The 13728-nt window shown below is 64.5% G+C and carries 10 protein-coding genes; 4 read left to right on the top strand and 6 right to left on the bottom strand.

The genetic code is table 11. The features are described from left to right. Positions 1–16: 16 nt before the first annotated feature. Positions 17–790, bottom strand: coding sequence for a sugar phosphate isomerase/epimerase family protein (locus VGN66_RS03230; RefSeq protein WP_327517395.1), 774 nt, complete (start codon positions 788–790; stop codon positions 17–19). A gap of 357 nt (positions 791–1147) precedes the next feature. On the opposite strand from VGN66_RS03230, the gene VGN66_RS03225 reads away from it, so the two are divergent. Both VGN66_RS03225 and VGN66_RS03220 read left to right on the top strand, forming a co-directional pair. Continuing rightward, positions 1148–2716: a carboxylesterase/lipase family protein gene (locus VGN66_RS03225; RefSeq protein ID WP_327517394.1), complete on the top strand. Its 1569-nt coding sequence runs from the start codon at positions 1148–1150 to the stop codon at positions 2714–2716. Positions 2717–2779: 63 nt separating this feature from the next. Beyond that, positions 2780–3748 (top strand): hypothetical protein, encoded by a 969-nt coding sequence (locus VGN66_RS03220; RefSeq protein ID WP_327517393.1) that lies wholly within the window; start codon positions 2780–2782, stop codon positions 3746–3748. A gap of 39 nt (positions 3749–3787) precedes the next feature. On the opposite strand, the gene VGN66_RS03215 is transcribed toward VGN66_RS03220, so the two are convergent. Further along, positions 3788–4360 (bottom strand): nuclear transport factor 2 family protein, encoded by a 573-nt coding sequence (locus VGN66_RS03215; RefSeq protein WP_327517392.1) that lies wholly within the window; start codon positions 4358–4360, stop codon positions 3788–3790. A gap of 275 nt (positions 4361–4635) precedes the next feature. On the opposite strand from VGN66_RS03215, the gene VGN66_RS03210 reads away from it, so the two are divergent. Then, the gene (locus VGN66_RS03210) at positions 4636–5595 is read left to right on the top strand and encodes a helix-turn-helix domain-containing protein (RefSeq protein WP_327517391.1); all 960 of its coding nucleotides are present in this window, start codon (positions 4636–4638) and stop codon (positions 5593–5595) included. A 61-nt stretch (positions 5596–5656) separates the two neighbouring features. On the opposite strand, the gene VGN66_RS03205 is transcribed toward VGN66_RS03210, so the two are convergent. From VGN66_RS03205 to VGN66_RS03190, 4 genes are all read right to left on the bottom strand, one after another. Next, positions 5657–7117 carry a carotenoid oxygenase family protein gene (locus tag VGN66_RS03205; protein WP_327517390.1) on the bottom strand — a complete coding sequence of 487 codons (1461 nt, stop codon included), beginning with the start codon at positions 7115–7117 and terminating at the stop codon, positions 5657–5659. 38 nt (positions 7118–7155) lie between these two features. Beyond that, positions 7156–7419, bottom strand: a complete 264-nt coding sequence (locus VGN66_RS03200) for a hypothetical protein (protein WP_327517389.1) — start codon at positions 7417–7419, stop codon at positions 7156–7158. 14 nt (positions 7420–7433) lie between these two features. Then, the gene (locus tag VGN66_RS03195; RefSeq protein ID WP_327517388.1) at positions 7434–10307 is read right to left on the bottom strand and encodes a TonB-dependent receptor plug domain-containing protein; all 2874 of its coding nucleotides are present in this window, start codon (positions 10305–10307) and stop codon (positions 7434–7436) included. A gap of 125 nt (positions 10308–10432) precedes the next feature. Beyond that, positions 10433–11968, bottom strand: coding sequence for an MmgE/PrpD family protein (locus tag VGN66_RS03190; RefSeq protein WP_327517387.1), 1536 nt, complete (start codon positions 11966–11968; stop codon positions 10433–10435). 275 nt (positions 11969–12243) lie between these two features. Here VGN66_RS03190 and VGN66_RS03185 point away from each other — a divergent pair, with 275 nt between their 5' ends. Beyond that, entirely contained in the window at positions 12244–13716 is a 1473-nt protein-coding gene (locus VGN66_RS03185; protein WP_327517386.1) for an aldehyde dehydrogenase, read from the top strand. Positions 13717–13728: the final 12 nt, after the last annotated feature.

The raw sequence follows: 13728 nt of genomic DNA, 5'->3' as shown, positions 1-13728 counted from the left end.
CTCGGCCCGGCGGGCGTCAGTCGGCGAGCATCCGCTGCGACAAGGCCAGCGACTCGCCCATCGGCATGGTGGGGAAATACTCAAGGCCGATCGCGCCCGCGTAGCCAAGGTCGCGCAGCGTGCGTGTAACCCGGGCCCAGTCCAGGCTGCCGGTGCCAGGCTCGTTGCGGTCGGGCATGTCGGCGACCTGCACATGCGCGACGAGCTGGATGCGCCCCGCCAGCACCTCCGCCATATCCTCGCCCATCACGGCGCTGTGCCAGACATCGTATAGCAGGCGCAGGTTCGGGCTGCCCACCGCTTCGACCAGATCGAGGCTGAGCTTGGTGCTGACGAGATACATGGTCGCGAACAGCTGCGTGTTAAGCGGTTCGAGCAGCAGCATGACGCCCGCCTCCTCGGCCGCATCCGCCGCGGCGCGCAGGGCGGTGACGGCATTGGCGAAATGCTCTTCCTCGCTCATGCCCTCGACCCGGAAGCCGGAGGCGACGATCAGGTTTGGCTTGCCGAGGATCGCGGTCGCGGCAATCGTCTCGCGCACGGCGGTGACCATCGCCTCGCGTTCGGCCGGGTCGACGATCGAGCGGCGCGGATCGACGCACAGGCTGCTCAGCCGCACGCCGGTTTCATTAAGCGCGGCGGCGAGTGCGTCGATCGGCTTATCGCGCCACAGGTGAAATTCGGCCAGAGCAAAGCCGGCCGCCTTGGCCGCCCGCACGCGCGCATCGAGTTCGCCAGCGTCGGCAAACTGCCATTCGATACAGGAGGATAATTGATACGCCGCAGACATAGGATCCCTTCCCATTCCACGGCCCCGTGGTGCGTCACGCACTCGTATGCCTGGCGGGCTTGATCCCGCTATTTTGTAATTCCCCCGATACGGAACTTCGCCAAAAGATCAAGCTCAGAAAGCGCATAGCCCTGCCGCCGCGTCGCAAGCGCGCCGTGGATATCGCAGATGCGCCCGATTGTGCTCGACCGGTCGAATGCTGGGGCGCGCTGCGACAACCCTTTCGGTTTCACGCCGCACATAATGGCGCAAACGAGCACCCATGATGGCGATGATATTCCTATGCCCGGCGACATTTCTCTCCACCCTACGCGACGTAGTCTGCTTGCTGCGGCGAGCGCGTCAGGCGTCCTGCTGATGGCAGGACAGGCCTTGGCGCAGTCGAGTGAACCGATTGCAGTAACCAGTCATGGACGGCTGCGCGGTCAGCGACTGGCAAATTGCATGGTGTTTCGCGGCATCCGCTACGCCGTCGCCGACCGGTTCCAGCCGCCGCGTGCGTCGGAACCGTGGAGCGGGATTCGCGACGCGCTGGCACCGGGGGCCAGCGCGCCCCAGACCAATGCCAACCCGCCACCCGGCCCACCCTATGTCATCCTCGCCCAGCTCCCGCGTCCGGCCGGCGCGAAGGCGCCGGCTCCGCTGCCGGAGAACGAAGACTGTCTGTTTCTCAACGTCTGGACGTCTGCGCTGAACGACGGTCGCAAGCGGCCGGTGATGGTGTGGTTGCACGGCGGGTTCTTCTACGGCGGAACAGGGTCCACGACGGACGGCAGCGGAATCGCCGGACGGGGTGACGCCGTCGTCGTCAGCCTCAATCACCGCCTTAACGCCTTTGGATATACGCATCTCGGTGATCTGGCCGGCGGCGAATTTGCCGAAGCAGGCAATGTCGGGATGCTCGATATCGTCGCAGCGCTGCGCTGGATTCGCGACAATATCGCGGCGTTCGGTGGCGATCCCGAACGCGTCATGGTGTTCGGCACGTCCGGCGGCGGCATGAAGACCAGCTTCCTGATGGCCAGCCCCCCGGCACGCGGCCTGTTCAAGCGCGCCGGGGTGCAAAGCGGGCCCGGCCTGCGCTTTATGGAGCGCGATGCAGCAGCGGCCGTGACCGAAAGGTTGCTCCGCGAAGTGGGCCTGACGTCGGCCAACGCCGCGGATCTCGCCAAGTTGCCCATGGCCAGGTTGCTGGCCGGGTATCACAGCGTAGCCAAGGCCATGAAGCCCAGCCGCTTTATCGACCTGCCCTGCTTCGCCCCGGTCATTGATCCGAAATGGCTGCCGCATCATCCCTTCTCGCCCAAGGCGGCGGCGGGTGCGACTGATGTCGCGATGCTGATCGGCTGCAACGCGCAGGAGATGAGCTTCTTCTGGGGCAATGATCCCGAAGCCTTCACGCTTAACGACGCCGGCTATCGCGACCGCGTCCGCACCTTTGCAGGCGGTCGCACGGATCAGCTGCTGCGCAGCTATGCGCGCGCCTATCCGAATGCGACAGCGGCACGGCGCTATCTCCAGGCATTTTCCGACTATTCGCTCGCGCTGCCCGTCACGGCGCAGGCCGATCGGCACGCTCATGCTGGCGGAACGACCTATGCCTATCGGCTAGACCTGCAGAGCCCAGCCCTGGGCGGCAAGCTTGGCGCGCTACACACACTCGAAAGCTCACTCCTGTTCAACACGCCGGAGGCGGGTCGAGCGCTGCTCGGGCCGGGCGATACGCCGGTGCGGCTGGCGCGCGAGATGAGCGAGGCTTGGGTACGCTTTGCCGCGACCGGCGACCCCAACGGGACCGACCTCCCGCACTGGCCGCGCTACGATGCCAAATCACGGGCGACGATGCTGTTCGATCGCGAGACGCGTCTTGCGTATGATCCCAATGCACTGGCGCGACGGAAGATGGCACCGCTGCTCGGCGCTTGAGGAAGCGGCGACAGCCTTACGCCGCGATGCATCCGACAGCGAAGAAATCATAAGGAGAGAGCAATGAATTTGATGCTGAAGGCCGTACTGGTGCCCCTTGCGATGGCGAGTCTGACCGGAGCACCGTCCGCGCAGCACCGCGACGCCGGTGCCGGATGCGATCGCGTGTGCCTCGAAAAGATCGGCGACCAGTATCGTGCCGCCTTTCTGGCGCATGATCCGTCCAAGGCTCCGATCTCGCGCCGGGTGCGCTTTGTTGAGAATTTCGTCGAAATGCCGTTCCCAGACGCGACCTGGGACACGGTCACCCAGGAGGTCGGCCCGGCACTCACGCTGTCCGATCCGACCACGGGCAACGTCGGCATCTACACGCGGATCGTCCAAAACGACACGCCCGGCTATCTCGCCGTGCGGCTGAAGGTCGAAGGCGAGCAGATTACCGAGATCGAACATCTGATCTCGACCAAGCGCAACCTGTCGGCACCGCCGACGCCAATCGCCGATTTCGACAAGTTCCAGCGTTCGCCACATCTCGACAAGGCAGTGCCGAAAGCGAAATGCCGACCGCGTGCGGAACTGGTCCGCCTCGCCGACGGCTATTTCGAGACGTTGGAAAACAATAATGGCGAGATCCGCGGAACGCGGTTTTCACCCGATGCGACGCGGACAGAAAACGGGCTTAACTTCCCCGAGATCGAGAAGGGATTCAAATCGGGCCGCTATCTGTTCAACGAGCGCGTGCGGGACCGCGATCATTTCCTTGTCGACGAATATCGCTGCATCGTGATGGCGCGGGGGTTCATCGACCACAAGGGCGTGCTGGATCAGTATACGCTGACCGATGGTACGCCGGCGCGCTCCATCTTCCGGGAACCGCACAGCTGGGGCCTGCTCGAAAGTTTCAAGCTGGAGGACGGGATGATCACGGGGGTAGAGGCCGTGTTCATCGCAACGCCCTATAATATGCGATCGCCCTACACCCAGAACCCCGACGTGATCCGCAATCGCGAGGCGAAATATCCCAAGAAGTGACGCGTTCCACCCCGGGTCATACCGGGGCGGCGCAGTGTTTCAGGGCTTGGGCTTGCGCGGGTCGATCTCGCCCAGTTCGGGATAATAGACCGAGCGGTTGGACAGCGATTCGTTATAGACTTCACGCTTGGAATACAGCCACTTGCCGTCTTCCTTGACGTAATATTCGACGACGTGGCCGAAATAGAGCGGCTGCACGTCCTTCTGCGGCGTGCGATTGGTCAGGGCGAACCAGTAAACAATGCCCTTCCCCGTCTTGCCGCCCTTGTCGATCGTGACGTTGTGGTTCAGCACGAAATGGTGCGTGCGCTGCCGCGAGGTGGCGTCCGGTGCGATGTTGCTGTCGCTCATCCGCACACGCCATGCGGTCAATGCCTTACGGATCGACTCACGGCCGTTTTCGACGCCGCCGATCCAGTTCAGCGTCGCATCCCTGGCAAAGCAGTCGGCGTAGGTGTCGGCGTCCAGCGCGTCGAACGCGATCATCAGCCGGCTGGAAAGATTGACGATCTCGGCCCGCGCTACGGCGTATTCCTCCGGGCTGACCTGCGCGGCTGCCGGGGTGGCGATGCAAAGCGCGAAGGCGATGCTTGCGACAGCGGTGATTTTCATATCTCTCCCTTTCATTTGACCGGTGTGACCGGCCTGGCATCGGTGCGGCGCTGGCAATGAAACGTGGATGTCCGCCGGTCCGCTCAAGCGGCTGAACCTAAATCGTCGCAGCGCATTCGACCCATCCAGCAGCGCATGGTCATTTGGCTAGCCACGCACCGAGCAAAGTAAAATTGCGATTACAATTTTATTGACAGGATACCCCTCCGGGTCTTCATAATGGACCTCAAGCACCCGGCCAAAGCAGCAGGGTGCATTGTCGAGGGGGATGCACGATGGCGGGGCTGAGGGAACACTCGACAGATGTCGTGCGCAAGGCCGAGAGAGCAGCCTATTGGCGCGAACATATTTGGGCGAGCGTCGGCGACTTCGACATCAAACCGGCCGACGAGCAGTTTCGGGCTTCGACGACCATGCGCCACGTCGGCGAATTTACCGTCGCCCGTGTTACCGCACCCGCACATGCGCTGAGCCGCAATCACCAGCAGGCGCGCGGCGATGACCGCCGCCTGTTCAAGCTCGTCGTCCAGCATGAGGGAACGATTTTCTTGGAGCAGCGCGATAAGAAGGTGGCGCTGAAGCCGGGCGACTGGACGCTCTACGACATGACGCGGCCGTTCAAGTTTCATTCGACCGAACTGACGCGCCAGTCCGCCGTGCTGGTTCGCGCCGAGGATCTGAACCTCGCCGATCTCACGCCCTACTCGCTGCGCCTCTACTCCGGTGCGAGCGGCTATTCGAGCATGCTGCGGTCGGCGTTGACCACTGCAGCGTCCGATAATGGCCGCGCTTGTAGCGAGGGCGATATCGGGGTGATGATCGCGCGGCTCGCACGGCTTGCGCTGCTCGAACATGGCAGCCACGAAGCGCGCCGCTCGAGCCGCGAGGTGATGCGCGAACGGATCGAGGGATATCTCGATCTCCATCTGCGCCGCTACGATCTGTCGATCGACACGGTGGCGCGGGGTCTGAATTGTTCGAAGCGCTACTTGCACAAGATCTTTCTCGATAGCGGGTGCACGCTATCCGAGCATATCCTTCAGCGCAGGCTGGAGGCGTGCCGGCGCGATCTGACCGATCCGGACAAGGCCGAGCAGTCAGTGACCGATATCGCCTATGCGTGCGGTTTTAGCAGCCTCGCCTATTTCAGCCGGGTCTTTAAACTGGCCTATGGCGAGAGCCCGCGGGACTATCGCGCCATTCACGGCGGGATGCCGATCACAACCGTTCAGTAGAACGAATGGCAAAAAGGGGCCGCGGCGACACGGGTGTCGCCGCGGCCCCTTTCCCCCTTTTTCAGGCGAACGGCAACTCGCCGTTTTCGACCCAGGTGCCATGGACCTGTGGCGCGGCGCGGAAAGGCAGCAGCACCCGCCCAATCGGCCCGTCGGCCAGACGCTCGGCATCCGCGATGAGCAGCTCGGACCGCATTTCGGCAAAGTTCGACGCGACGCCGATCAACCAGCCCGACCCTTCGTCGCCGCCCTTGCGCGGGATGAAACACGCTTCGGCGAGGCTGTGCGTTTCGCCGGCAAACATCGACACCATCTGGCCCGCCTTGACGTCGAACCGACCATAGCAGTTCGTCACACGTCCTTGCAGGTTACCGCCCTGCGCGACGTTGAACGGCTTGGACAAGTCCGTGAAGCCGGTGAAGACATAACGCTGGTCCCGGGTGAGATAGCGACGGTCGATCGCGCCGATGTCCATGATCGGCGTCGGGAACAGGATTTCCTCGGTCCACCCGTCATGCTTGGACGAAAGGTCGAACGTCAGGCGGCGGAGATAGCCCTTGGCTTTGGTGCGGTCCCAGGGGCTGTTGTCGACATTGGTGAAGAACGGGAAGAAATTGCCGTCGTAGAACGGCGCTTCCATGATCACCTTGTCTCCGACAGTGCGCGCGTGGAACGTGTGCATCATGCATCGCAGCGGTCCGCGGAACCAGCGAATGTCCTTGCCCTCCGCGCCGCGCGGAAGGATGCCGATGTAGCTTTCCTTGCTGTTGTCCCAGCCCCAGTGGATCTTGCCGGCCTTCAGCCTTTCCGAACTGGTGACATAGCCGGCGAACGGGAAGATGATGTGCTTCTCGGTCAGCGCGATGTCGTGCATGATGCTGACATAGGGCACCGTGAAGCGGGTATCGTGGGTCACGCGGCCCTTTTTGTCGATCGTCGCGACATAGACCTCGTCGCCGGCCAGCCCGTTCGCCTCATTGCCATAGGCGATCATCTCGCCGGTGTCGGAATCGACCTTGGGATGTGCGGTGAAATGCGGCCCCTTATACTTGCCGCCGAAGTTCCAGCGGCCGACTGTCGCCAGCGTGTTGGGGTCGATCAGGTGAGGCAGCCCGTCTTCCTTAAGTGCCATCAGACGCCCGGCAAAGGCGAAGGGCGTCGTGTTGGCGACGGTCCGGTCGAGCCCCTGCACGGCGGGGTCGTCGGTATAGGGGTTGCGGTAATAGCCGAACTGCTGGCCGCCTGCCTTCAGGTTCGCCTCGAACCGCGGGGTGCGCACGAACCGGCTCTTGTAGCTGACCCGGCCGTTCTTGAACCGGAAGCTGCTGATATGACCATCGCTGTTGAGGATTGCGTCATTGTCGAACTTCGGCGGGTAATACCATTCGCCGCCCAGGCGGACAAAAGCGCCGTCGAGTTCGGTCGGGATCGATCCCGACGTTTCGCAGTCGAGGACATCGGCCTCAAAGCGTTGCGGGGCAAAGAAGCCCTGCGCCGCCTTCATCTTGGAAAAATCAACCATGGTGAACTCCTAGCCGGCCCGACAGGGACGGCGATCCGTCAGAAGAAGTGGCCCAGCCGCATCAGACTTTCCGTGTCCGGCGCGAAGCGACCGGTCGCGGTGGGCGGTTGGTAAGGCTTGTCGCGCCCGGTCGGATCGAGCCAGGGCGCGTCGGCGTGAAAGCCCACCACAGGCGCGCCGCCGAGACGCGGGAGCGCCGCGGCCTTCACCGGGAGCGCAAGGGCGGCGGCCCCCCCCATCGCCGCGCGGGCGAGCGCGCGGCGGGAGATTGGCAGAGCGCCAGGTGCATTGGGATCGTTCATCACCATCCTCCTTGTCAGAACCGTACGCGCGCGCCGAAGCGATAGCTGCGCCCGATCATGTCATAGAATGCCGGCACGGTGGGGTAGCCGAAATTCTGCGGGATCAGCGGCGGATCGCGATCGGTGAGGTTGTTGACGACGCCGAAGAATTCGAAGCGATCGGTCGCGCGGATGGTTGCCGACAAGTTGAAATACTGGCGCGCGGGCACGTCGTTATCGTTGATCTGCACCCCCTCGACGAACAGATTGTTGTAGTTGGCCTTGCTGATCGTGCGCATCTGCAGCTGAAGCGTCAGAAGCGCGTCATCATAGGTCAGCGAGCTGTTGGTCAGGAAGCGCGGGGTGCCGATGACGTCGCCGGCGCGCTCGATGAAGCCGGTCCCGGTGATATCCTCGCCGAACTTGTCGTAGAGCGTGCCCGAGAAGCGCGCGGTGAGCGCCCCGCCCAGCTTGCCCGACAGCTTGTCGAGCGGCAGTCGGTACGATGCCTCGAAGTCGAAGCCCCTGCGCTCGATATAGCCCAGGTTCAGATACGGATTGTCCACCGTATAGACCGTGGCGCCGCCGGCCGGCGAGCGGGTGATGAACGAGCAATAATAGGCATGATCCGGCGTCGGCGTCGTTCCGGTGCAGAAGTTGATGACCAGATTGGCGTCGATGAACGCGATCGCGTCGTCGACGCGAATGTCGAAATAATCGACCGACAGCTTCAGCCCGGGGATGAACGGCGGGGCATAGGACACGCCTAGCGTCTGGGTCTCCGACTTTTCGGCCTGAAGCCCGGCATTGCCGCGCACCAGATTGGCCGTTGCCACCTGCCCGGTCGGACCGCCAGCGACACCGGTGGAGAAGTTACGGGTCTGCACCGTGGTGACGGCAGGCGTGAACAGCTCGAAAATGTTGGGCGCGCGGATGTCGCGGGACAAGGTCCCACGCACCATCAGCCCTTCAATCGGTTCCCAAGTTCCGCCGAGCTTCCATGTCGTCACGCCGCCGCTGGAGCTGTAATCGGTGAAGCGCACCGCGCCCTGCAGATCGAGCGAGCGCAGCAAGGGTAGGTCGCGTGCCAGTGGCACGACCGCCTCGAGATACGCTTCCTTGACGTTGAAGCTGCCGCGCAGCGCACGTGCGTTCGAGCTTTCATACCCGGCTGCTTCGGCAATCGCATCGACCGAAGTATTCTGGTCTTCGCGGCGGTATTCGGCCCCCAGCGCGACCGAGACCGGCCCCGCCCAGGTGCTGAACGGCTCACCGGACAGGTTCAGGTTGGTGGCGAACTGCTTGTAGAAGGTCTGGGTGAGGGTCGTCCCGGTGACATAAGCGATTGCCGCCGCGGAGGGCGCCCCCTCGCCGAAGACGTTGAGCGGGACACACCCAGCCGCGGCCGCATTTCCGGCGACCACCGCACGACAGGCCGGGCCATTGGCGGTCTGGACCACATCCGCAGCAAAGCGGAAATTGGACTGGATCCGGTTGCCGTAAACCCGCTGGGTGTAGAGGTTTTCGCCATAGGTAGCCGCGCCGTTCAGCTTCCACGATCCGCCCAGGCGCGCGTCGAACCCGATGACGCCGCGCTTCGTCTCGACCTCGACCCGAGTGCGCTGATAGCCGATATCGACGCTGTTGCGGCCTAGGTTGAAGCTGGTGATCTGGTTGGCGGCGTTCGCGGGCAGCGCGTTGAGCCGGTCGATTTCGGCCCGCAGTGCGGCCGGGATGAAAGGATTCTGCGTCGAAATGACGATCGGCGTCGCCTGTTCGTTACGCGGGGGCAGCGTCTGTCCGCGCCCGACCGTATCGGCATAGGATGCCTCGGCATAGACGGTGAAATCGTCCGCCACCTCATAGCTGGCGCGGCCATAGCCGGTCCAGCGGCGGACCTTTGGCGCGACCGAGACGCCGGTGTTGAAGTTGATGCCGGCGTTGCTGCCGCCACCTTGCATGAAGCTGGACCCGACGAAATTGCCGTACTGGAAACGTCCGATCGACCCGTCTGGATTGATGTAGATGCCGCGCAACTGCGCCGCCGGCCCCGTCGTGCTGTTGATCAGGCCACCGTTGGTCATGGTAGAATAACGCACGTCCGGCAACAGCAGCTGCTGGGCGAGGCCGTTGGTAGCGCGGCTGGGATTGGCGACTAGGCCATAGCCCAGTCGGCCCCAGTCGCGGGTGAACACATCGCCCATGCCGTCATTGGTGACATGATCGAACGCAACAGTGATGTGCCCGCGCTCGCCCAGCTTCAGGCCGCCGACCGCACCGATGCGATATTCGGCATTGTCGCCCTGTTCGGATACACCGGCCTGTGCCTCGGCACGCAGGCCTTCGAAATCCTTGCGCAGGATCAGGTTGACGACGCCGGCGACCGCGTCGGAGCCCCATTGTGCCGATGCACCGCCCGTCACGACCTCTGCCCGCTCCAACAGCAGCGCCGGAACCTGGTTGAGATCGACCTGATAGGTGCCGATCCCGGTCACGATCTGCGGCACGAACCGGTTGCCATCGACCAGCACGAGCGTGCGCGACGGGCCAAGGCCACGCAGATCGGCGAAATAGGAGCCGGCAAACGCCGCGCGCACGCCGGTCGTGGTCGGCGACTGGGACGCCTTGAAAGCGGGAATTTCGTTGAGGACGGTCGCGACGTTGGTCGCACCGCGGGCTTCGAGCGCTTCGGTGCCGACGATGGTGGTGGGGGTCGGCGCGGTGAAGCCGTCGCGCTGAACGCGGCTGGCGGTCACGACGACTTCGTCGGCGGCCTTTGCGTCAGCCTCTCCGGCCTTCGCATCCTCCTGCGCCGAAGCGATCGCCGGGAAGGCGAGGCTCAGCGCGATGGCGGCGGTCGTCGTGGCGCTGCGCATGAGTCGGCTGATCGAATGCGTTGAGCGGTTCATTTGTCTCTCCCCTCCTGAATCGGTGCCCTTCGCGGGCATTCCCTGAGCGTCCTGATAGGCGACGCGCACGCCAGGCGTTTATGTAGGGACGCATGCGGCTTTACCCGGCAGTGCACGCGCCGCGTTCAGCCTGCGAACAGGCGCCCGACCGCCGCCATGTCGGTCGCACGGTCGAGCGAGCGCACCGCATCAAGCGCGCGTCGCGCCGCCGCCGCCGACATCCGGGTGCGCGCATTGGCGATGAACTTCGCGTCGAGCGCCGCATCGTCGAGGCGCATCTCGGGCACCGACCCCATGCCGCGCACATACATGACCTCATGCGTGTAGCGCTGCCCGGAGGCGGTCACTTCGACGCTGGCAATGAAGCTGCGCGGATCGGCGCGCTTGGTGTCCACCGTGCGCGGATGCGTGGACCATTGGATCCGGTCCATCATTGCCTTGACTGCAGGGTCGGCAAGCTGCTCGGCCGACTGGCAGCGCGCGTCGAGCGGGCGACCGAGCGCAACCAGGGCCAGCATGTAAGGTACGCTGAACTGCGCATCCTCTTGCGTGCGCACGTTCATCGGGTCCGGGTTGGCGGCGAAGGGCGCTCCCCAGGACTCTATCCGCTCGATCGACGCAGGGTCGATCCGCTCGCGCGCCAGCAGGGCGAGCAGCGCGTCCATGCGGCTATGGATGTAGCGGCAGCAGGCATAAGGCTTGTAATCGGCGTTGACGATCGTCCAGCGCTCGCCCAGCCCGCGCGTCGCGGCGGGGATGTCCCATTTGCTGAAGCCATAAAAGCGCGCGAAGCCCGCCGGACCGTCCAGCACGCGGGGATTTCCGGTGAAGCCACTTTCGGCAAGCAGCGCCGCCGTCACCGCACCCTGGTTCACCCAGCCGACCGGCGTGTATTTGACGTTCGATTTGGGGCTGCCCGTTTCCCAGTCATGCGCGGCCTGCGGCGGGCAGTAATAGCCAGCCAGCCCGATCGCATTCGCCGTTGCCGCTGCCGGCAATCCCAGCAGTCGCGCCGCGCCGGCGGCCGCGGCAAGCATCGATTCCTGATTGATCGCGAACACCTCCGGCGTCGCGCCCGTCTCGAGGATCGCGGCGCCCATCGGGCTGGTGGCCGAACTCAGCCGCGCGGCCAGCTCATAGGCGATGACCAGCGCCAGAATGAAGTCGCGCCCGGACGTGCGGCGGGCTTCCGCCAATGCCATCAATGCGGGAACCATCACCGGCGGAATATGGGGGATCGCGTCGTAATCCAGGCCGTTCATCAGCTCGGCATTGGCGAACGCGGCGTTGGTGGTCGCGAGGCGTGCCTTGCCGCCCCATAGCTGCGCCTCGCCAGCTCCGCCGAGCCGGGCCATCGCGGTCGCCGCGAGGCGGCCCTTGTTGCTCTCCCAACCGGCGACCCCGCAGCCCAGCGCATCGACCATGCAGCGTTTCGCGGCATCGATCACCGCGGGCGGCAGATCCTCATAGCGCAGTGTCGTGGCAAAATTGACCAGCGTCGCGGTCGTGGTTCCGTCCGGGTCCGTGGTCGCGCGCCCCTCGGCGGCGGCGGGATGGCGGGGCGCAACGGGCGCGGTTTGGGGACTTGCTGGCCGCGCGGAGGCCATGCCGGAAATGGGCAGGGCGGCGCTTCCGATGAGCAGATGACGACGATCGACCATGGCACGTCCTCTCCCGGTCTTGGTAAGACAGCCGCGCAGCCACCGGCTCAGGCCCAACGTCGCGACATTAGCCTGATGGGGTAGCGGCTTCGCCCTCCCCCCGCCATGTCCGGCCGCGCTCGACCGCTTTGGCGCGAGCGAACTGAATTGCATAAGTATATGATTTTATATGGTTAGTGCGGGGCCAGAGCTGCTTGCATCACCGCCATGTGTCACAATAGGCGTGCCGGATGCGGCCGAGCGCCGTGCGATAACAAGTTGTGGAGTGAAGCCGGATGGAAGCGCTGAGAGCAACATTGGCGGGTATCGAAGCGCGCGCCACCGCGCCGTTCTTCATCGATGGCGCGTGGCACGAAAGCGCGCAGCCGGCTACGCTCGACGTGATCGCGCCGCACAGCGAGGAGCTGTTGATGCGCCATGCGGAAGCCACCCATGGGGAGGTCGATCGGGCGGTGGCTGCCGCGCGACAGGCGTTCGACCACGGCCCATGGCCGCGTATGGCACCGGCAGACCGCGGCGCGGCGCTGAAGCGGGTGGCGGCGTTACTCGCCGAACGACTTCCCGAACTGGCCGACGCGTGGACCGGACAGGTTGGCGCCGTCCTCGGATTTACCCGCAATGCCGCGCGCCAGGTGCCGGGACTGTTCGACTTTTACGGCGACCTCGCGGCCAGCTACCCGTTTGTCGACCGGCGGACGCGCTCTTCGGGTGGCCGGGTGCAGGTGATCAGCGAGCCCGCGGGCGTGTGCGCCGCGATCACGCCGTGGAACGCGCCGCTGGTCCTGTTGTGCTACAAGGTAGCGGCGGGGTTGGCAGCGGGCTGCACCTTCGTCGTCAAGCCGTCGCCGGAGACGCCGATCGACGCGCATATCCTGGCGGAATGCATCGCGGGCGCGGGTTTGCCGGACGGGGTGTTCAACATGATCCAGGGCGGGCGGGAGATCGGCGACTATCTCGTCCGCCATCCCGGGATCGACAAGGTCAGCTTCACGGGGTCGACCGTCGCGGGCAAGGCGATCGCATCGGCCTGCGCGGCGCGTCTGACACGCTTCAGCCTGGAGCTGGGTGGAAAGTCAGCCGCGATCATTCTCGACGATGCCGATTTGTCGAAGGTGCTGACCACGCTAGTCCCCTATTCGATGCCGATCACCGGGCAGGTGTGCTTTTCGCTGACCCGCGTGCTCGTGCCGACCGCGCGCTACGACGAAGTGCTCGACGGCTATGTGTCGGCGGTGCGGAAGGTGAATGTCGGCAATCCCTTTGAAGACGGTGTGCAGATGGGACCGCTCAGCCTTTCGCGCCAGCGCGACCGGGTCGAAGGCTATGTCGCGCAGGGAATCGCGGAAGGTGCAAGGCTGGTGACCGGCGGCGGGCGCCCGCCCGCCCAGAATCGCGGGTGGTATTTCGAGCCGACCGTCTTTGCCGATGTCACCCAGGATATGACAATCGCGCGGGAGGAGATCTTCGGTCCGGTGGTCTCGCTCATCCGCTATGACGACGAAGCCGAGCTCGTCGCGCAGGCGAACGCCACCGATTATGGCCTCCACGGCGCAATCTATTCGGCCGACGAGGACCGCGCATTGGCGATCGCGCGGCGGGTCGACGCGGGTTCGCTCGCCATCAACGGCATGGCCGTCGATATCGAGATGCCGTTCGGGGGATTCAAACAGTCCGGCATCGGTCGAGAAGGCGGACTGGAAGGGCTGCAGAACTATCTCGAGCTGAAGACGATTTATCTGCCCGGCTGAGGGTTGCGGGTG

The sequence above is a fragment of the Sphingomonas sp. genome, from assembly GCF_035998645.1.
Classification (GTDB): Bacteria; Pseudomonadota; Alphaproteobacteria; order Sphingomonadales; family Sphingomonadaceae; genus Sphingomonas.
This window is presented reverse-complemented; position numbering and strand designations above follow the sequence as displayed.